The sequence below is a fragment of the Halomonas sp. KO116 genome (assembly GCF_000734975.2).
Lineage (GTDB): Bacteria > Pseudomonadota > Gammaproteobacteria > Pseudomonadales > Halomonadaceae > Vreelandella > Vreelandella glaciei.
Genome location: NZ_CP011052.1, coordinates 2,086,579 through 2,106,042, shown reverse-complemented (window position 1 = coordinate 2,106,042; position 19,464 = coordinate 2,086,579). Strand labels below are relative to the sequence as shown.

Genomic DNA, 19,464 nt, shown 5'->3' with positions numbered 1-19,464 from the left:
GTTAGCCATCGTTGCTGCCACGAGCATTACCACCAGAACTAACCCCGAACAAATAACCTGCAATAGCGCCAAGAATACCAAATGCAGAGCTGACTCCATTTGCTGTGATAAGCGCAAGTATTGTTGTGAAACAAGCTATTAAAACAATTCCAAAAACTCGAATATTATTTGGGCCAAAACCGCCTTTCATAACTCGTGCCACCACGAATACAGCAGCCAAGGTTACAATTAGAACACCAGCTATAGCGATCGTTTGATTATTGATTTCCACAACACCCTCCTGTTTTTACTGTCTACTGATCATGGGTAACTCGGACTGCTAACGTTCAAGGATCAGGCGCGAACCCGCCGCGCCACAACCCGCAGAGTGCCGAAAATATGGGCGCGGGTACGTCGCCTGCATCCGCTTGTCCGGGTGCGGAACTCTAGCTTATCGTCGAGGAACAGCGTGTACTCGCACTGCCGGATCACTGAGCCGGGAGACGTGGGAGGCGATACTCTATGGTTAAGCTCGCACCGTTGCCTTTCGGTGGCTGCTGAATGAACCGATCACCGGGTACCATAAGGGACCGCATAGCGGAGCAGCAAACCGGCATCCGATGATGCGTTCCTGGGTAACCGCCAACGAGCCGGTGCAATTGGCCTGCTTGAACTTGAACGGAGGGCGCACCACTCCTTTCCGCATCTGTGAGTAGCGCAGAAAGCGCATTTCGAAACTGCTCCGCCGCTCCCGGCCGCCGAGCTGACGCGGAACCTCGAGCGACGCGAGGCCGGTCGCGTTGCTCGGATGGGTGACGCGTCGAGACACCACGTCCATTCCACGGGGGCAGCAGCTCGCCTATCAAGCCCGACTCTGTGACCAACCGATCATGGTCGGATGAAACCAAACGCGTGCTGCACTACCCCGCTTTGCTGCTTCCAGGACCCGGAAATTCAGCTTGCAATTTGTGCTCTACCCATCGTGGTGACAGTTGCGTGGATGAATCTTCCCGTACCCCGATGACCCAAACCGCTGCGCAAGATCGACCGCTTCGCCGATGTATTGAAGCTCATACCCAATGGTGATTGCGTACACACCGGCTGCATTCGGGGCACCGGGTAGTCCGAACCGGCAGAAGGGTCCGGCGGAGTACCGGTTAGAACGAACACCTTCCGGGAGCGTGTGTGAGTACTCGGCCAAGGAGCCATCGGCGTTACGCTGAATCTCCAGGCTTCCAACGCTCCAGAATTCGAATCCTGCGAAGCGTCGCGTTTCGATTTGCATGAATAAACTCTTCTAGGAAATAGCCGTCGAACGCCAGCGGCAGCGGCAGCGGCAGCGGCGCAACGATAGAAGCGTCCCTTGACCGCACTTTTTATGCACTGATCGCATCGGTGCGAACCTTGGTTTTCGTATAGTTTATTGGCGGATATTCGCAGTGATTTTGAAAATACCACCAAAGGAACTGTCCTTCCGCTTGAATTAAAGAGGTTCCAGACTTTGTTTCCCCGAACTTTTCATAATCACAGAAGGCAATTTCTATCGGGCCATAACTATCTATAATCTCGCCAAACTTCATGGAATTAGCGTTTGATGTCGCATGAAGATTCGCATAGCGAAAGTATCTGGCTTTAAAGCTGGTCTTTGTTTGACCGATATATAAAATGCGACTTTCGCCACGAAGACGAGGCACCGGCCTTGAGGACAAAAGAAAATAGACTATGCCTTTTGCTTTTGCAGCTTCTTTAGAGCCATATACTTTTTCAAATACGCTCGTTGAAAGCTCGTCAATTTGACCTGGCAGTCTTTCAAACCCATCAACGAGAGGGTATAGGTCGTCTTTACAGAGCAAGACTACTCTCCCAGTGTAGATGAATAATCTGAAAGATGTGTTGATCCATCCGGCAACCATTTAATACTCAGTTCACCGCCGGAAAAACGAACGACACCCTCCTTCTTGGGCAGTTCATTGCATTGACCACGGTACTGAACAAAGTTATCAAGCAACTCCATCAAATGAAGCTTAAAGCCGGACTCGCTGATCTGTTCGAACACATCATCTTCAAGCGTCCAAGATGCACCGCTCAGGCGGTCCTCATTCTCCTCAGCGCAGAAAATCACCTCCCCCGTCGTATTCACAATATCAGGATGCTGCTGAGCCAGCATACCTAAGCGAGTGCTTTCAAAATCTTGATCAAAACTAGACATTTAATTTCCTTCTGCTTTTTCTCAGACTACCCTACTGATATAACAAAGTATGTCGCATGACCGCATAACACCTTGCTTACCGGCCCAACGGAGCAGAGCAAGCTAGTGGTAAAGATTGCGCAGCAAACCACAAGCTTGCGGCGCGCAGTTGGGTCCGAGCACAGCAAATTGTTGGACGTAATTTGGCACAAATCTCAAAAAGATATGCCAACCATACAATTATCCACAATACAGGACGTAAATTCGCTAACTCCACCATCCGGAAAGTGCACCCTAAGAAAATCACCATTAGCTTCAAACCTCAAACCAGCCAAAGCCATATCTAGCCTATCAACAATGATCTCTTTCGGAGGGTTTACTTTTAGTATTAGATGAATCTTTCTCGCTTTTTCACGAATGGTGATTGAATTTCCCTTGACCTCAACGTCCCACGACCTTTTAGCCGCTTTCCACTCGTTATCTTCGATAGACAGTGTCACATGACCATCGGAATCAGTAAAAAGACCAGAAAACCTGAATAGCTCACCTTCAAACTCAGGCGGTTTAATGCTGAATAAAGGATGGCCACCAACCTCAATTGGAGTTGGACAGTTTCTCAATAGCATGCCTCCGAATTGCAGAGAGGGATGATCATCGACTATGTCAAAAAACTCCCTAGAATAGCCTTGCTGCAAACACTTTGGGCTACGCATTGCCAATTTTACTCTTGCCTTCGACCACATGCCTGTTGTTACTTTTGCGTGACACTGTGGACATAGCAGTGCTATGGCATTTGGATCATGTTCTCTAGCGTCTTTAAATTCAGGATCCACATGCTCATACTGAACAATTCCTAGACCACACACAACACATCCAAATCCACATTTTTGCCGCACAACACGTTTAATATCAGATGGAATAACTCGACTCAATCCATATGCGTTATAGCTCAATGTAGGATCTCCAAATTTGGTAAACGCCTAACGTCGCGCGCAACAGCGCGAGCGAAGCGAGTGTCCGGCACCGCCAGGCGCGAATTGCTGCGCTTTGTTATGCGCTCTTATCATTTGCCACAACCGGATAGTGAAAAACATTAGAATATGTGTTGTTCCACAGCTGATCTTGAGCACAACCTATTAAGCTTCTATCGACGGCATCAGAAAGAACACCCTCTAGCTTATCATCAGTGATCAATACACTATGCGACTTTCGAGGCTCCAGACAAACAGGACAACCATCTTCTATCAAATAATTGGATAAGCTAGTTGAAACCCAGCCTATACGGCTTGGAAATCGCTTGTACTTCCAAAGATGAGTAATTCTCTCTTTAAAGCCAACTGACCTGTAAGGGTACAACAAGTTCAAGTTAGACAAATAAACTTGATGAGAAGATAGGTTTCGAACAAAGATATATACGCCAGATTTAATATCGTCATCCTCACCTTCGATACCATAGATTAAATCTACTTTTATCTTGGCTTTTGATTGCAGCACATTCCATAGGAATACGAATGTAGAAAGTACTGCAGCATAGATTGCAAGGTATTCTGTCAACTTCAAAATCAAATATCCATTCTTAGATGCTGCCACCTAGTGGGCCCATAACGATCAAGCTGTGAGGTGCAAACGAAGCGCAGCGTAGTTCGCGTCCGAACAATCGCCTTGATACTCATTGAGCCTTCTCCACCAGCTCAGCTCGTTTGGCTAAGCGGAAAAGGCGATCAAACCTAACAGGAGAAGACTCAATGAATTTTTACAATAGCACTCATCGTCACTACTGTGGAATTGATCTGCATGCCCGCAGCCTGTATGTCTGCATCAGCAGGGCGACACCCTTCTGCATAAAGAGATTCCAGCCAAACCAGAACCTTTGCTCCATCTGATCGAACCCTACCTGGACGATCTGATCATCGGCGTCGAATGCATGCACTGCTGGTACTGGATCGCCGATTTCTGTGAAGACCATGGCATTGCTTTCATTCTCGGTCATGCCCTTTATATGACAAACTCTTCTGGAAAGAATTTGGACAGCTTCAGCTGGCCCGCAGGGCAAAGTACAGGACGTACTTTTCAACGCCATTCATGGCGGTAAAACCAAGAATGACCGCGTGGATTCTTAAAAGATTGCTGCGCTTATTCGCGGTGGCAACTTTCCCCTCGCGTATGCCTACCCTCGTCGCATGCGAGCAACACGGGATTTACTTCGTCGTCGCACTGGACTCGTTCGACACGGTGCAGATCTCAAAGCTCATGTGGTCAACACCACGAGTCAGTACAATCTGCCACCCAACAAGGTCAATTTGAAAAATGTCAGTGCCAGAGAACAGTTAGGCAGAACCTTTGATGACCCGCTCGTTCAGCGCAATATCGATTTAGATATGGCTGTTTTAGAGCGCTACCACCGAGAACTAAGTCAGGTGGAATGGCTATTGGAAAAGCAGGCTAAAAAGCACCAGCCGACCTACTACCACTTATTAACCACCATTCCCGGCGTTGACCGTATTCTAGCGCTCACTATTCTGTATGCAGTGGGTGATATTCGGCGTTTTGAATCTGTCCAGAAGTTTGCCTCCTATTCGCGACTGATCAAGTGCAAAGCCGAATCGGCTGGTAAGACCTATGGCACCCAGGGCAACAAGATTGGTAATGCCCATCTGAAGTGGGCTTTTTCTGAGGCTGCTGTGCTTTATCTGCGCGGCAATCCAGGTGCACAAAAGCTCTTGCAACGCTTCCAGAAACGCATGAGTAAAGCTAAAGCTTGATCGGCTCTGGCCCACAAGTTGGGGCGTGCGGTCCATTTCATGTTAAAGAACGAAAAGGTGTTTGATGAACAACGCTTTTTAACGAGTTAGTCACGCAGCAGGATGATGATCAATGTCTAACTGGATCATCACGGAGTGTGCTGAAACCGGGTGTCTGCTGACTAATTTTCATATCTAGAACCCGACTTCTACACCCAACTAGAAGCCCGTCGCTTTGATTATCCATCCTGCTGGCGTGCACCAATACCCTGAGCGAGTGGGCTTACACCGGCGCTGAACCTGAAACTAACTGGGACTATAAAGTAACCCGCTGTTTGAATAGGACAGATGCTGGTTAACCGATGAATGTCTAGTGCCCCAGACCCACCTGCAAGGAGCAACCCGGTTTGGCAGTGGTGAATCACCACTTTAGAGAGTCTCAATAGGTGTTTGCTGTAAGCTACCAACAGCCAACGATGACAGATGAAGTAGGATCACTGGCTCAGGGACTTGATATTGACCGCTTACGCGGCCAATAAAAAATGCTGCGGCCTATTGACAGGCAGAAGGCTCATAGGTGTTAGCTGCCTGCGTCAGATCCTGTTAGGTTCAGCCCTGTTGCTGTTTCTATAGCCTTCCATATTATGCCCACTATGGCGTTCCATACTTTTTCAATCGTAACCATCAGCAATCCACGAAGCGTTTTAGCAAAATTGAGGGCCATATCTTCGATACCGTCTAAAAAGAACTCTCTCGTTTCTTCTGTAATTTGTCCACTTGCTATTCCAATCGCCACCAATTCAGATTGTTGTGCTATAGCCTTTATTTGACGTTCAGAAAACCCCCTTAGAGTGGTTACATCCTTATTCAGGACTTGGGTCGCAGCATCTTTCATGCCTGCGATTAACTGCGCAGTATCAATTGGTGTAGTCATCTTTGTATTTCCCCTTATTTAGATTAACGTTCTAAAAAGCTTTCATAGGTCAATGCTTGATCAAAGTAGATTACGGATTGTCCTTTAAATGCTTGTACTTCAAGCGCAGTTACCCCCTGCTTTTTATCTGTATCACGCATCTTTGTGATTGTTTCTGAAATCTTTTCTAGTGCTGTAGCGCTTGGAGCATCTTCGCCTTCAAGAACGTCTACCCCTCGTGAGCGAAGGTATTCATTTACTTTCTCAGTAATCTTGTTTTTTGGGATAGGTCGGGCTTTCGCCTGAATTGCTAAAGCGTCAATACTTCCAATTATAGAATTATACGTATCTTCCCTTTTTTTGTAGTCACTGTTGCTCGTTCCAGAAGATACAGAAGCAAAAAGCTCCATCGTTTTTTGATTTACTGATACCAAACCATCGACAATTGCTTTGTCATAATTTGGTGCCAGCATTGTGGCACACGCAGTAAGAAACACAGCAATCATAGCCACAAAGGCTAATCTTGCTTTTTGAAAAGAGAGATAATTCATCGCTTTTTTCTCCTTTATTTATGATTGAGGGCTCGTTTTACAGCTAACGAGGCTGTAGAAAAACCCGATTTCGAGCCGTTTCCACCGCCTGTTGTCCTTATTCATTTACCCAGCCGGTCATCTGGCTGAGTAAGCTTAATATCGGCATTTAGCCACTTGAGCGCCCAGCTAAAGCTTGTTGAAGACGGCCGTTTACTCTTAGAAAGCAACTTATCCCACTCTAAGCCCTTCATGACGCGGCTAAGTTACCGTAATTCGCTAACTTCTCAATATTGTGCACTAAGCAATAGAGCTGCCACTGACCTTGCACCTTTTTCTTACCCCGAAGGCTGAAGCGGTTCAGTCTTTTCGTCGTGCCAATATTGCCGAACACCGGCTCTACGACTGACATGCGATGGCTGTAAATTTCTTTGCCCTTCGGGCTATCCACTCGGTGCTTCATCCAGTCCGTGTAATTGGGTAAGCGGTTGTTCTCGATAATAAAAGATACTTGTCGCCCTGCGCCGTTGCGATGGTCGGCAGAGCTCGGGTTCTGCATGCATCGGTATTTCTTTGGGCAGTGCCGACATTGCAGCAAACGCCCTTCAAAGGGTACCCGAATCTTGCCAGTGTCCGTTTCTCGTTGCCCTCGATAGGACAGCTTTTCGCCGGTGGGGCAGATACACGTTAGCGCTACTGGATCAAACTGGAACGCGCTGGCTGACGTCGTCTCTCGCCAGCCTTTGTCCGGCAGCTTCTGATGGCGCTTGCCGTATTTGTCTTTCGGGTCGGCGAAGTTCGGATCTCGACTGCGGAACTGATTATCAGGGATGTAGCCGTTGATCTGCTTTTCGTACAGGTACTTCATATTGGGTTTACTCGTCTCATCCATGAGACTCGCCCTTCGGGCCAGCCTGCGGCTGGTCAAATTTATTCCCTATAAATTTGTCATTGGCAAAGCCAGTATCGGCGGTCACGACGGGTCTTTCGGGTAGATGCTCCGCAATACCCAGCTTTTTAAAGCGCGCTTCAACCTTCTCCAGAACGGGCTTACGGGTGTAATGTTTCCGTCCTTCGCCAAAGGCCTGAGCGTCAATGATGATCTGATGTTTCTTATCCACCGTAGCCAAACCGTTATAACCTTGAATCGTGCCTTTACTGGTGGTCATCTTGGCTCGGCGAATGCCCCGAATCAGGCCTCTCAGCTTCTCCCGCTTCTCACCCAATTCTTTAAACGTGCCAGACCACTCTTTGGAGGCATCGGAGGACATCTTGCAGCCGTCAATGGCAAAGAGCTCGTTACCCAACAAGCCTTGTTCGTGGCATACCAGCAGCACTTGTTCGAACAGCGCTTCAATCTCATCGGCATGCCGACTGACGAAGCTTGCCAGTGTGGTGAAGTGAGGCACGGTATCGCAGGAAAGGGCTTTGAAAATAATATTGGTCTCGCAGCCCCACTGCATTTCACGGCTGGAGGTGATGCCTTTTGAGTAAGCAAAAAGAATGATTTTCAACAAGATAGCCGGATCATAGGCCAGCCGACCGGTCGCATCGTTGCGGCACTTGGGATGGAAAACGGATAAGTCGAGCTTGTGCTCGATCAGGTAGTGCACCGCGTGTTCAAAGGTGCCTGGCTGGAGCTGATCCTGGTAGTTGATCACCACCATGGCGTTCTGATCGTAGTTATAAGCCTTGAAGCGCGGCATGCTGACCACTCCTCGTCTGTTTCCTCGATCCTACCAAAACTTAGCCGTCAGCGGAGTTTTTCTACAGGCTCACGCGCCGGTTTGGAGCCGCGAAGCGGCGGAAAATCGGTCGCTGTGCAGCCGATTGTTAAGGCTTTGGCGATCCATTGAGCCATCCTAAGATATCTGGCAGCCCTACGCTGGACAGTAAAGCAAAACCCACCAAAGCGAATACGAAAATGAGGGACTGCCAAGGTCTGGCCCGCATAAATGAAAGCCATACCTTTATCTTTTTTACTGATTCAGGAATTTTAGGCAGGCTATGCAAAGAGACTTCAGCGGTGAGTACTCGACGTGCTTTTCGTAGTGAGTTCTTGACCCCTACTTGATAAGCACTCTCATGCAAATCGAACCTATATACAGTTGGATCGAATTGAATTCCGTAGGATGAAGCCTTTCTACCGATGCCCTCTGAAAAACCGCTAAGCCGATCAAGATATCTCGAATCATTAAAGAGCTCTGAGATCAGACCATTGAGCTCAGCTATTTCCCTGAAACTAATTTCGGAATTCGGGTGACTCAACACCTTGGCAATCTCTTCCTTTGACAGTTTTTCCTTATCCGCGATGAGCTTTAACCAAACAGCACTGACCTGCGGAAATGACGGAACAACAAACCGATTTCCATCATATTTAGCAGATTGATAATAGGTATCTATTTCCGAACGAGCTATAGACTCGCATTCGCTATCAACCGCTTGTAATTTTGTCTTCAGGATTTCAAGCACAATCGAGCAGTTCCATGATTCGCCTTAACGCCCGCAGCACGGGAAAAATTGGAGCGCAGCGGAAATTTTGTCCCTGTGCCTGCGATTGTTAGGCTTATACCTGATAGCCAACACTGCGCATCTCTTTTTTTAAGTTCTTCCTTCCAGTTTCCTTGTGGATCAAGAGCAACGTAAACCACCCCGCTTATATCGTTCGGAGTTTCAACTGTATCTTTGACAATTGCTGTAACTCTAGGGCGCCCCAATTTACCAATTAAATAACCATGCTCGAAAACCACATTTTGCCTGGCACGATAATTACCATTTAAAGCTCCAACCTTTGAGCCTACATCACAAGGTGTATAAAGAACGATACCAAATCCAACGTTTGAATAGTGTTCAATTTTTTCTATTATGGTTCGATCAGAGCTGGCTTGCATATGTAAAATTATTGGCTCAAGCCCTAGACTCTCAATGAAGTCTGCCATTTCCAGTTTTGCTAGATCATCATGACCATGAACAATAAATACTTGCGATGTATTGAAAACACTTTCGCCACTAGGCGCTGGCGGCGGCACCACAGGAGGAGGTGGAGCCTTAATCGCTTGGGAAGCATCCAATTGCTGTTGCGAAATATGACCTTTTCTCAGCAGGATTTCAAAAATAGGTTCATCTTTTACCGCCCAGTGTGTTCTGGATAGTTCAAAGCGACCTAGATCAATATCAGTCCTCATCTCTTCGATGGCGCCAATTTTCAGCTCTGGGAATATTGGATCGAATTCAAAGTCAATAACAACAGTATTGTGACGTACGCGAATATCGGTTATGTATCCGATGCGAGACTCTCGTTCCTCATTTTCTATGACGAAAAGGCAAGGGAAGCTTTTTAACTCACGAATCGATTTCTCATCAAAATTTCTGTAACGCTCACGAATTTCGTCAGCGGTATATTCGACAACCGAGCGTTCTCGCTCAAGCTCATATGGACTTGAATCCCAACTTTCTGGATTATTTGATATCAATAAATTAAACAAGTCTGGACTCCGAATCTATTTTGAGCCTAACGATCAAGCTAAGGGGCGGGCTTTAGCCCGTCCCAGCGAACGAAGTGAGCGATTTGAGCGCATTGTTAGACGGCTACCATAAACGCTTTTTATCGCGGTGATAGCACTTGAAAGCCAGCACCCAAAACGAAATTAATGCGAACAGAGCTACTTTGTCGTAGCGCTTAAGGAGTTTGCCTGCTACCGCATCCTCAAGCCCCTTGAGCGGACCGGTGAACTGAAGATTGCTTGTAAGGTGACTACCGATAAGGCTAATGCCGATGAAGAACACGACACCCAGAATAATTGCCCACTGTGTCTTCTTGGAAATTGCTATCACGGTCAAGATTTCAGAGAAATATTCTTTCAAGCCAACCTCCATGTATCTGTAGCCTTCTAACGAGGCTGTAGAAAAACCCGATTTCGAGCCGTCTTCACCATCTCTCGTCCTAATTTACTTACTCAGCCAGTCATCTGGTTGAGTAATCTTAATATCGGCATTTAGCCACTTGAGCGCCCAGCTAAAGCTTGTTGAAGACGGCCTTTTGCTCTTAAAAAGCAACTTATCCCACCCTGAGCCCTTCATGAAGCGGCTAAGTTACCGTAATTCGCTAACTTCTCAATATTGTGCACTAAGCAATAGAGCTGCCACTGACCTTGCACCTTTTTCTTACCCCGAAGGCTGAAGCGGTTCAGTCTTTTCGTCGTGCCAATATTGCCGAACACCGGCTCTACGACTGACATGCGATGGCTGTAAATTTCTTTGCCCTCCGGGCTATCAACTCGGTGCTTCATCCAGCCCGTGTAATTGGGTAAGCGATTGTTCTCGATAATAAAAGATACTTGTCGCCCTGCGCCGTTGCGATGGTCGGCAGAGCTCGGGTTCTGCATGCATCGGTATTTCTTTGGGCAGTGCCGGCATTGCAGCAAACGCCCTTCAAAGTGTACCCGAATCTTGCCAGTGTCCGTTTCTCGTTGCCCGCGATAGGACAGCTTTTCGCCGGTGGGGCAGATACACGTTAGCGCTACTGGATCAAACTGGAACGCGCTGGCGGGCGTCGTCTCTCGCCAGCCTTTGTCCGGCAGCTTCTGATGGCGCTTGCCGTATTTGTCTTTCGGGTCGGCGAACTTCGGATCTCGACTGCGGAACTGATTATCAGGGATGTAGCCGTTGATCTGCTTTTCGTACAGGTACTTCATATTGGGTTTACTCGTCTCATCCATGAGACTCGCCCTTCGGGCCAGCCTGCGGCTGGTCAACTTTATTCCCGATAAATTTGTCGTTTGCAAAGCCAGTATCGGCGGTCACGACGGTACCTTTCTGGTAGATGTTTTCCGCAATGCCCAGTTTCTTAAAACGGGCTGCAAGGTGTTATGTTCCTGGCCTTCGCCAAAGGCCTGAGCGTCAATGATGATCTGGTGTTTTTTTTATCCACCGTGGCGACGCCGTTATAGCCCTGGATCGTGCCTTTACTGGTGGTCATTTTGGCACTTTCGTTATCGGTGAGATTGCTCTTCACTTCCTTGATTCGCTTCCCCCGACCCATCCTTGGGCTGTGCGTCTTTAGGAAACGATCCACTTTGTTCATGGCGGCATCTAGCGAGAGAATCGTCTTGGCCCGTCGGATATCCCTATCCAGATCGGCTTCCGTCTCGGCCTCGTCACGCGCGTAGTGCTCCAGTAGGTGATGCCGGATCAGGCTTCTCAGTTTCTCACGTTTCTCACGTTTCTCATCCAATTCTTTGAACGTGCCAGACCACTCTTTGGAGGCATCGGAGGACATTTTGCAGCCATCAATCGCAAAGAGTTCGTTACCCAGCAAGCCTTGTTCGTGGCATACCAGCAGCACTTGTTCGAATAGCGCTTCGATCTCATCAGCATGGCGACTAACGAAGCTTGCCAGTGTGGTGAAATGAGGCACGGTATCGCAGGAAAGGGCTTTGAAAATGATGTTGGTCTCACAGCACCACTGCATCTCGCGGCTGGAGGTGATGCCTTTGGAGTAGGCAAACAGGATGTTCTTCAACAGGATGGCCGGATCGTAGGCCAGCCGACCTGTCGCGTCGTTACGGTACTTGGGATGGAAAACTGATAAGTCGAGTTTATACTCGATCAGGTAATGCACTGCGTGCTCAAAGGTGCCGGGTTGGAGTTGATCTTGGTAGTTGATCACCACCATGGCATTTTGATCGTGGTTATAAGGATTGAAGCGCGGTGTGCTGACCACTCCTCGTTTGTTTTCTCGATCCTACCAAAACTTAGCCGTCAGCGGAGTTTTTCTACAAGCTCAACGCCGCAATTACGCGCCTGTCGCGTGCATTGCATTAGTTAGCCTCATCGGAAATTGAGATTTCGTCAAGCGCGCTTGAGGGCACCATAACCGCTATATCTTTCAGGCTGCCAATCTCAAGCTTGATAGCAGAACCAGTGTGATCACCGGCATGCACGGCAACCCTAAGCTCGCTCTGATGTGAGAAAGCCTGATCTTTTACAAAAGGGCCCACATCAAGCTCCTCTTTTGAAAAGTCTGCATACTTCACCAGACTACGAAAGTGTCGATACCCTTTATCGATAGCCGCCTGCTTAATTCTTGTCACGAACGCTCCGGCATCAGCCACGATCACCGCATAGTCGCCAAAACCTAGCTTAGTCCTTTGGGCGATCTCTGAGCCCAAGCTCTTGATAGGCATCTCAGACTTGAGATAGTACAAGCAGTAAACATGCAGGTTTTGAATATTACTATTCAGCTCTCGTATTCTGCTGTGAGTAAGCTGCGCAATTTCTTCAAAAGTACCGGTTTTAGGATTCTTTCGCTTGAGGACACCACCTCTTCAATTCTGAATCCGCTCAGCTCCCTCATTTACATCCCGACGCTCGTCATGGGCTTCCAGTGTGCGATAGAACTCCAGGGTATTCATATAGATTACGCCATCTTCAAATAGCGATTTCATGTACTCATGTGCGCCGAGCTTTATTATGAGCTCAATATGGTCAGTTTCTGAGTTGATGGCTAGTCTCCCCCAAAAGGCTAACGCTACAAATAACCGGTGGCAAAGCGCCGCTTTGGCCGTCCGCGTGAATTTGTTTTGTTAGGCTTGCTCCTTTAATCGTATATAGTTCCGCAAGTCTTGCATACTCAAGAAGAGTGTCATACGTAATTATTATCACATCATTATTACGGTCTTTATTGAGCGCAGATAAATATTCGATTTGCTGCACTGACAAACGACCCCTTCTACCAACAACAATTACCCCTTGAAATCGTGCACGAAAATGGCCTTGCATTGTTGATAGCGGGATAGAAAAGTTTGCTAATTTTGCTGCGGAATCTGTATATTCATTGTAATTCTCATGTCCGCTTGATATGTATTTCTGCATTCGAAATATTTTATCGTTTATATGTTCTGTTAAAAATGTAGAGCTATCAAATATATCTAAATCAGGAGAATAAAAATCAAAGAAAATTATATGATCAGGAACCTGTGACATTCGTGGCTGAAAAATGAATCTTGTGAAATTTGGCACAAATCCATCTTCAACTGGGAAATCTCTTACAGACTCTATTTCCGGCAGACCTGAAATAAATACTGGAGCACCACCAAGCATCCACCTATTGTCATCAATAAACTGCCTTATTTCATTAACGTCAGCGAGACCAGAGATTAATCCTTCAAAAATTTCAGATCGAGATATACTTTTTTCTTGCAAGCTCGGCACAGCAGGGGAGCCATTATTGGAACTATTGTCCATCTTGCTAATAGCATACGCAGATAATGCAGTCGCAAGCACAGCAATAAGTCCAACTAATATCGCAATAGTTTTAAATCTGCTGGCCCTATTTTTTATTTGTTCAAGGGCCAAATTGAATTGCTGCTCTTTATTCAAGTTATCAGAATTAACATGAAAAAACTCTAAAGCATCCTGCACGAGAAGAGCTTTTGTACTTGAATCAGCTAATTCAATCAACCTGCCTTTTTCTTCTGATTTTTTGTTCAAAATCCAAGCAACTGCTGCAGCGATGAACGCTGCCAATGTAAAGCCTGAGCTCACATATGCAATTGCTTCCCACATTTGGTTGTTTCTCCTATCTCTTCGACGCCTAACGCCTAAATTAAGCCGCCTTGGCCGCACCAGCGGACAAGGTCGGCTTGAATGAATTGTTAGGCGTCTTGCACGTCCCGTGTTTAGAAGACCAGGACGTGAGATTGACGCTTGCCACACTTCGAGCATGTGAGCCGTGCTTTCAGGTCTTCCAAACTGACGTTCGCTGCGACATGCCATGCAAGGTCGCTGGTGGTGAGGATCGTTTTTCTACCACAGCGGAACCCTGCGCTACACCTGACAAGCATTTCCAAGTCTGCCTCCACCCATCCCGCCAGGGTATCGGGTGACTTTGAAAGCCGTTCGACATCATGCCGCCACTGCTGGACTTCTTCACTGCCCCAATCGATTTGCAGTTCCGCTAACGTTGCAACGAACCGGTGCTTCCCCCTGTTGATCGTAGGCTCGTAGTCCTTTCTTTGATCTGTAATTAGGTCGGCTTAGTAAAGGAAACTGTCATCATCACCACGGGTGGTGTTGAAAAAGACTCGAATCAGATGAGGTTCTTGGCCGTTTTCTCTCGTGATTTCGAGAAGCTGCGTTCCACCACCGTTAATGTCTCGATGGAACCTGATGGCGAGACCTCGTCGAAACAAGAAGAAATACGATTTGTCATGCATGGCCAGCGCCAGCCTGGCAATGTCGTCGCATCCGACCTCTTGTCGGGTATTTCCATTCGTCATGACAGAAATGCTTCCCCCCTGACGCACACTCACAGGAGTTTTCGGTTTTTCGGCCTGCGCATTCATGAGATCCCCCACCCTTGGCTTTCAATCGCAATGCTCGTCGTGCTGTCCACCTGCGTCGACCTCTATCGCTGCCATGTTCCGCGTTCCTGTCGTCAATGTTCGTAAGGTCTTGCGTGATCGACAGGATGACGTGGCCCTGGAACAACGCAACAACGACCTCCCCGCCTGATAACAACTGCTAGCCTGCGCGGAGCATGTGGCCGATGCTTTGAACGCAGGCTGTTGTCGCTAACGTCAAGATGGCGATAGGCGAGTGGCAAAGAACCCTGTCCAGCACTGCCTAACGCTTGAATGAATTATTAGCCGGCAAAGTGTCTATCTGAAAGGGCCCGATGAAGCTGGCGCAGGTCGTCCTGCATGCTTGGGACAACCGCCTAGTGCAGGAAGCGGAAATCAATGTAGTCGATCATGCTTTTTACTTTGTCGTCTGGAACTTCGCTGGGCACTACTTTGGAGAGCTTTGCATCCAGCTCTACGGCTTCACCGGCGGTGTATGAGCCAGCCTCGATTGCATTGAAGATTGGATTATTCATCTGCTTGTCCGTTAGCTGCTGAGTGTCAGTTGCAAATCAAGTTCTGCCCAACAATTTGGCATCTTTTGCCATCAGAGCAAAGAATACTCTGGCCTACAACCTGGCAGCTTGAACCATTAGATCCCATCCAAGTGTTCCCAACTTGGCGGTAGGTTGTATTGCCAGAGCCTTGAGGTGAGATGGGTTGAGCTTGTGGCGGCGTCCACGACTGGCTCTGTTGCCGTATTTGCTCCCCCGCATTCTGAAACGTTTGACCTACTTGCTGCATGCTCTGATTGAGCTGTTGCATCTGCACTTGTTGTTGGGTCATCTGAATCTGGTACATCTGCATTTGTTGGGAAGTCATGGCGTCCCTGTAGCCGGTGTCGGCACCACTCTTGTCAACGCACATGATGCGGGTGCTTGATAGGGGCCTCATGCGTACGCAGCTTGGATCGCCTGCCATGTAGTAATTGCCATTGTAAAAATTCGGCATTGCGGTGCTCGCGCATCCCGAAATGATCAACGCGGAAAGCACAATAAGAACCTTCTTCATAACTCACCCTGGACTGTTGCTTTAGATTTCCGGTCAGATTGCGAAGGTCACCCCTTGCCGCCTAACGCCCAGCGTAACCGGGCGGCTTTGGAGCGCCAGCGGAAAAGCCGGTCCGCGTTGACGCTGTGATTAGGGCCAAGCCAGCTATAAAGGAAGCCATCCCAGTTGCCTCTCGAATTCACTTCGATACGGTGTACGGACCTGGGTCGGAGTTTTCCTGACATACTTCTCTGCACCTTGGCGACTTGAATCATCGAGCGAACTCAAATACTCCAGCGCCTCATCAACCGACGGAATTCGCTCGTCTCTGCCTTGAAACTTTGGCGGCAGTGCAGTCCAAATGACGGCATCAGCGCGATTTTCCACCGCCCAGCCTGGCAAATCAACGATGTGTTTAGGCGTATCATCCCCAACGCTCCAGAATCCAATTCTTCTAGTGACCGTACCTTCCCTTCGACGAAGCCCCTCTATTGCATCATCAAGATTCGAGCAATCCATCCAGGCCCATAACGAAGGCACCACCTGAAAGCTCTCTCCCATAACAAGTGTCAGCCGCTGCCCACCTGATTGACGGGCAAATTCCACTTGGACACCTGGTCCATCTTCATACCAGGTTGAAGCAATTGGCAAGTCACGGGGATCCCATACCAAAGAGCCCCATGCAAGACATGCTATTTCCATACTGTCACCTTCGCCCTAACAGGTATTAGACGGCGCGTCCTATGATTGGATGAACGCGCCAGCATGTTTACTTAGCAAATGTAGCCTACCTTTTGTGCATAACCACATGATCTTAAATTAAATTAATATTAATTAGGCTCTATTTGCAGAATTCGCATTCTTGCGCATTTTGCAAATCCCAAAAATACTGTATGCATATCCACCATCAGGAGATAGAAACCAAATGGATATGCAAAGCAGGCCTCCGAAACTAATGGATCGTGTGAAAGCTGTTATGCGGGTAAAGCGCTATAGCCCGCGTACTGAAAAAACATACTGTTACTGGATACGTTACTTCATTCGTTATCATGAGGTGCGACACCCAGCCAGATGGGCCCTTCTGAAGTGCAGGCTTTTCTGGAGCACCTTGCCGTAGAGCGATATGTGGCTGCAGCTACACAAACCAAGCGCTTAACGCTTTAGTATTTCTGTATCGCCATATCCTTGATATGCCATTGGGTGATATTGGCATCTTTTACGAGCTAAACGCCCGCGTCGATTACCTGTCGCGCTTTCTCACGAAGAGGTTCTGCACGTGTTAAATCGAGTGTGTGGGACTATGAATTTGATAGCCATCCCCTGACCTGAGGAAGGAATTTGCCGGTGTGCGCAGCCCTTTAGGCTAGTCAAAAGAAAAACACGCTACCGCCCCGGTGCATCTGGGCTGCGTTAAAACGCTCCGCTTGTGACCGTGTTTGGCTAATTAATCATACTTTATTCACAAACCCACCTCAGGTCACGTGTCGAGGCGAGAAAGTGCGTTGTATTTAAGTTGAAAAAATTACTTGGTTTTTGTTCGGCTTCGTTTCGCGATGCTCCCGCGGGTGCCTCATTTGCTCGTTCCTCGCATATTCGTTACCACGCGCTACAAGGTTGCTTTCTTACATTTCAGCATCACCGCCAGCATTGCGGCTTAATCTTCGCGCGCTGAAGCGCCCTCCCACAATGTTGAGGGGCTGAGGCGCTGTTGCGCTGGCCTTCCTTCACAAATCCGATTAGCCTGCTAATTCACTATTAAGGGTTTGGCATGCAAGAGACGATTTCTCGGCAGCGCTTGGCGGGCGTGCTGATTTTGCTTGGTTTGATCGCACAAATTATTGGCTTTACCGGCTGGTTGAGCACTGCGCATGCGGTGAGCTATTTGCTGTGGGCGGCGGTTGTGCTGCTTTGGCGAGATATTCCAAAGCGCTCGCGCATTCAGGCCGGCGTATTGATTGCACTAGGCGTGGGTATGCTACTGGTGGCACGGTTTGCGTATAGTGCCGAAGTGGATTGGCCCGCCATGCTGCAGGGCAATTCGTTTGTAGCGGCGATGCTGGTGGGCGTTAGCTTTATCTCGCTGATTGGTAAGCAAGGCACTAAAGGTGCGTCGGGTAAGCGTGTGACCGGTGCCAGTGGCGTGATGAGTACCTGGTTAGGCGTTCACTTTCTGGGCACGATTTTAAATCTCTCGACCGTGTTTATGGTGGGCGATAAGCTGGCTCGGCGAGGACCGCTGACGACACCGCAGCTGTTGGCGCTTAACCGGGGGCTCTCCAGCGCCGCACTCTGGTCACCGTTTTTTGCTTCGATGGGTGTGGTGATCGCGCTAGTGCCCGAGGTTGAGTATGCACAAATCGCTATAGTGGGCTTTCCTATGGCGATGCTCTCGGGGCTGTTAACCACGCTGGAGTTGCGGCGTCGGTTTGATCTTAGCGAGGTGGATGGCTATTCACTGGCGCCACGTAGCCTGTTGATGCCAGTGGGGATGGCCGCGCTGGTGATGCTGTTTCACTTTGTGCTAACCCCTACCCTCACTATTGTCAGCATTATCACCTTTCTACTGCCTAGCGTTGCCGTACTGAGCAACTTGCATCAGGGGCCACGCTTTACCCTACGGCGAATTCGTCAACACACCACCACGCGCTTACCCGCCATGCGCGGGGAGATTTCGCTGTTTTTAGCCGCGGGTCTTTTGACGATTGGCCTTTCGACACTGGTCACGGCTGCCGCGGGCAGCGACTGGACGCTGTTCACTCGCTTTGGCACAACCCAGGCGATGATCAGTTTTGCAGCCATTACGCTAAGCGCGTTGGCGGGCCTACACCCGATTATTGGCGTGTCGGTGTTGGCGTCGATACTTAATCTGCAAAACGGGGAGCAGACGCTGTTTGCGTTTGTGGCATTAAGCTCGTGGGCGGTAGGCACCAGCGTGGGGCCGCTTTCCGGCATCAATCTTTCCCTGCAGGGGCGCTACGGGGTAAGCGGTTATCGCATGATGAAAAATAACCTGCTGTATGCGGCGGTGATGAGCCTGCTTTCGCTGGGGGCGATCGCAGGCGTCAGTTTACTGGTGGCCTAGGGAATCAGGTTTCAATGATTTTATTGGGGAACCGGTAGAAGTAACGATGGCCACACTGATGGCAAGGTTCCAGGCGTGCAACGGTGGGTAGCATTACCTGTGCATCGCAGTGGGTGCAGGCCATTAAACCGGGCGCGGCCATTTCGCCTTCGCAGTAGTCGGCGCGGGCGGCTTCCAGGTCTTCCTCAAAGCGTTCGCGCTCCACCACGCTGCGGTCGGCAATCGAAAGCAGCGATTCCGCCACGCGGCGGGAAAGCCCGTCAATGTCGATACCTAGCCAGCTAGCTACCTGCTTGCCGGTATCCGCCATAAAGTAGCGCATATCTTTAAGATCGCGCTCTACCCAGGCGCGCAGCAGCGCTAGCTCGTCTTTGGTGTACTCTTCAAGCTCCGATTCAAACTCGACCGCGTCGTCCAGATCCTTCTGTAATTTTTCCCAGGTTAGCTCGTTAGCGCCCCCCTGCATCCGCTCTAGCAAGCGTTCGTAGCCTTCGCGTAGGCGATTGTCATTCTGTTGTTCACTCATGGTGCCTCTCCTTTTGTCGACACATGCGGTTTCCTATCATCGGCTTACCGTTCAAGGATACACCCGCATAGGATACAATCGACCTCACTTATCTGACAGATGTCATCTCACAT

Annotated in this window: 20 protein-coding genes and 3 pseudogenes; 3 read left to right on the top strand and 20 right to left on the bottom strand. The window is 48.8% G+C overall.

Annotation, left to right across the window (positions count from 1 at the left end; translation table 11 throughout):
* Window position 1: 1 nt before the first annotated feature.
* From KO116_RS09740 to KO116_RS24625, 5 genes are all read right to left on the bottom strand, one after another.
* Complete coding sequence (locus tag KO116_RS09740; protein WP_035557352.1) at window positions 2–271, bottom strand: hypothetical protein; 270 nt, start codon at window positions 269–271, stop codon at window positions 2–4.
* Between the two features lie 1,084 nt (window positions 272–1,355).
* Window positions 1,356–1,832 (bottom strand): hypothetical protein, encoded by a 477-nt coding sequence (locus KO116_RS09725; protein ID WP_035557343.1) that lies wholly within the window; start codon window positions 1,830–1,832, stop codon window positions 1,356–1,358.
* 2 nt (window positions 1,833–1,834) lie between these two features.
* On the bottom strand, window positions 1,835–2,188 hold the full coding sequence (locus KO116_RS09720) for a hypothetical protein (protein ID WP_035557340.1): 354 nt from the start codon (window positions 2,186–2,188) through the stop codon (window positions 1,835–1,837).
* A gap of 194 nt (window positions 2,189–2,382) precedes the next feature.
* Window positions 2,383–3,120 carry an HNH endonuclease signature motif containing protein gene (locus tag KO116_RS09715; protein ID WP_035557337.1) on the bottom strand — a complete coding sequence of 246 codons (738 nt, stop codon included), beginning with the start codon at window positions 3,118–3,120 and terminating at the stop codon, window positions 2,383–2,385.
* 97 nt (window positions 3,121–3,217) lie between these two features.
* The gene (locus KO116_RS24625; protein ID WP_158414209.1) at window positions 3,218–3,757 is read right to left on the bottom strand and encodes a hypothetical protein; all 540 of its coding nucleotides are present in this window, start codon (window positions 3,755–3,757) and stop codon (window positions 3,218–3,220) included.
* Window positions 3,758–3,912: 155 nt separating this feature from the next.
* Here KO116_RS24625 and KO116_RS09710 point away from each other — a divergent pair.
* A pseudogene (locus KO116_RS09710) lies at window positions 3,913–5,019 on the top strand (IS110 family transposase).
* Between the two features lie 469 nt (window positions 5,020–5,488).
* Here KO116_RS09710 and KO116_RS09705 read toward each other — a convergent pair.
* The 14 genes and pseudogenes from KO116_RS09705 to KO116_RS09645 all read right to left on the bottom strand — a co-directional run bounded on the left by KO116_RS09705 (window position 5,489) and on the right by KO116_RS09645 (window position 16,445).
* Window positions 5,489–5,842 carry a hypothetical protein gene (locus KO116_RS09705; RefSeq protein WP_035557334.1) on the bottom strand — a complete coding sequence of 118 codons (354 nt, stop codon included), beginning with the start codon at window positions 5,840–5,842 and terminating at the stop codon, window positions 5,489–5,491.
* 23 nt (window positions 5,843–5,865) lie between these two features.
* Window positions 5,866–6,372, bottom strand: a complete 507-nt coding sequence (locus KO116_RS09700; RefSeq protein ID WP_035557332.1) for a hypothetical protein — start codon at window positions 6,370–6,372, stop codon at window positions 5,866–5,868.
* Window positions 6,373–6,601: 229 nt separating this feature from the next.
* Window positions 6,602–8,057: pseudogene (locus KO116_RS26295) on the bottom strand (transposase).
* A 127-nt stretch (window positions 8,058–8,184) separates the two neighbouring features.
* A complete protein-coding gene (locus KO116_RS09690) occupies window positions 8,185–8,823 on the bottom strand; it encodes a hypothetical protein (RefSeq protein ID WP_035557330.1) in 639 nt (212 codons plus the stop codon).
* Window positions 8,808–9,836 (bottom strand): TIR domain-containing protein, encoded by a 1,029-nt coding sequence (locus KO116_RS09685; RefSeq protein ID WP_200897146.1) that lies wholly within the window; start codon window positions 9,834–9,836, stop codon window positions 8,808–8,810. Before KO116_RS09685 ends, KO116_RS09690 begins: the two co-directional genes overlap by 16 nt.
* 103 nt (window positions 9,837–9,939) lie before the next feature.
* Entirely contained in the window at window positions 9,940–10,227 is a 288-nt protein-coding gene (locus KO116_RS09680; RefSeq protein ID WP_035557328.1) for a hypothetical protein, read from the bottom strand.
* A gap of 200 nt (window positions 10,228–10,427) precedes the next feature.
* On the bottom strand, window positions 10,428–11,069 hold the full coding sequence (locus KO116_RS25755) for a transposase (protein ID WP_235272540.1): 642 nt from the start codon (window positions 11,067–11,069) through the stop codon (window positions 10,428–10,430).
* A gap of 128 nt (window positions 11,070–11,197) precedes the next feature.
* Entirely contained in the window at window positions 11,198–12,073 is an 876-nt protein-coding gene (locus tag KO116_RS25750; RefSeq protein ID WP_235272539.1) for a transposase, read from the bottom strand.
* A 97-nt stretch (window positions 12,074–12,170) separates the two neighbouring features.
* Window positions 12,171–12,464, bottom strand: a complete 294-nt coding sequence (locus tag KO116_RS09670; protein WP_158414208.1) for a hypothetical protein — start codon at window positions 12,462–12,464, stop codon at window positions 12,171–12,173.
* A gap of 373 nt (window positions 12,465–12,837) precedes the next feature.
* Complete coding sequence (locus tag KO116_RS09660; protein WP_035557320.1) at window positions 12,838–13,917, bottom strand: Shedu anti-phage system protein SduA domain-containing protein; 1,080 nt, start codon at window positions 13,915–13,917, stop codon at window positions 12,838–12,840.
* A gap of 470 nt (window positions 13,918–14,387) precedes the next feature.
* Complete coding sequence (locus KO116_RS25470) at window positions 14,388–14,696, bottom strand: hypothetical protein (RefSeq protein ID WP_200897145.1); 309 nt, start codon at window positions 14,694–14,696, stop codon at window positions 14,388–14,390.
* 374 nt (window positions 14,697–15,070) lie between these two features.
* Window positions 15,071–15,229 (bottom strand): hypothetical protein, encoded by a 159-nt coding sequence (locus tag KO116_RS25300; protein ID WP_158414207.1) that lies wholly within the window; start codon window positions 15,227–15,229, stop codon window positions 15,071–15,073.
* 25 nt (window positions 15,230–15,254) lie between these two features.
* Window positions 15,255–15,764, bottom strand: a complete 510-nt coding sequence (locus tag KO116_RS09650) for a hypothetical protein (protein ID WP_035557317.1) — start codon at window positions 15,762–15,764, stop codon at window positions 15,255–15,257.
* A gap of 144 nt (window positions 15,765–15,908) precedes the next feature.
* Entirely contained in the window at window positions 15,909–16,445 is a 537-nt protein-coding gene (locus KO116_RS09645) for a hypothetical protein (protein ID WP_035557314.1), read from the bottom strand.
* A gap of 223 nt (window positions 16,446–16,668) precedes the next feature.
* Between KO116_RS09645 and KO116_RS26290 the strand changes: the two are divergent.
* Window positions 16,669–16,907: pseudogene (locus KO116_RS26290) on the top strand (site-specific integrase).
* A gap of 604 nt (window positions 16,908–17,511) precedes the next feature.
* On the top strand, window positions 17,512–18,825 hold the full coding sequence (locus KO116_RS09640) for a hypothetical protein (protein ID WP_035557311.1): 1,314 nt from the start codon (window positions 17,512–17,514) through the stop codon (window positions 18,823–18,825).
* A gap of 4 nt (window positions 18,826–18,829) precedes the next feature.
* On the opposite strand, the gene KO116_RS09635 is transcribed toward KO116_RS09640, so the two are convergent.
* The gene (locus KO116_RS09635) at window positions 18,830–19,351 is read right to left on the bottom strand and encodes a zinc ribbon-containing protein (protein WP_035557307.1); all 522 of its coding nucleotides are present in this window, start codon (window positions 19,349–19,351) and stop codon (window positions 18,830–18,832) included.
* Between the last annotated feature and the right edge of the window lie 113 nt (window positions 19,352–19,464).

Coding starts and splice junctions, on each gene's coding strand:
- KO116_RS09635 (WP_035557307.1), bottom strand. CDS start 19,351: ATGAGTGAACAACAGAATGACAATCGCCTACGCGAAGGCTACGAACGC.
- KO116_RS09700 (WP_035557332.1), bottom strand. CDS start 6,372: ATGAATTATCTCTCTTTTCAAAAAGCAAGATTAGCCTTTGTGGCTATG.
- KO116_RS09645 (WP_035557314.1), bottom strand. CDS start 16,445: ATGGAAATAGCATGTCTTGCATGGGGCTCTTTGGTATGGGATCCCCGT.
- KO116_RS09640 (WP_035557311.1), top strand. CDS start 17,512: ATGCAAGAGACGATTTCTCGGCAGCGCTTGGCGGGCGTGCTGATTTTG.
- KO116_RS09680 (WP_035557328.1), bottom strand. CDS start 10,227: ATGGAGGTTGGCTTGAAAGAATATTTCTCTGAAATCTTGACCGTGATA.
- KO116_RS25755 (WP_235272540.1), bottom strand. CDS start 11,069: ATGGATGAGACGAGTAAACCCAATATGAAGTACCTGTACGAAAAGCAG.
- KO116_RS25470 (WP_200897145.1), bottom strand. CDS start 14,696: ATGAATGCGCAGGCCGAAAAACCGAAAACTCCTGTGAGTGTGCGTCAG.
- KO116_RS09650 (WP_035557317.1), bottom strand. CDS start 15,764: ATGAAGAAGGTTCTTATTGTGCTTTCCGCGTTGATCATTTCGGGATGC.
- KO116_RS09720 (WP_035557340.1), bottom strand. CDS start 2,188: ATGTCTAGTTTTGATCAAGATTTTGAAAGCACTCGCTTAGGTATGCTG.
- KO116_RS09705 (WP_035557334.1), bottom strand. CDS start 5,842: ATGACTACACCAATTGATACTGCGCAGTTAATCGCAGGCATGAAAGAT.
- KO116_RS09660 (WP_035557320.1), bottom strand. CDS start 13,917: ATGTGGGAAGCAATTGCATATGTGAGCTCAGGCTTTACATTGGCAGCG.
- KO116_RS25300 (WP_158414207.1), bottom strand. CDS start 15,229: ATGAATAATCCAATCTTCAATGCAATCGAGGCTGGCTCATACACCGCC.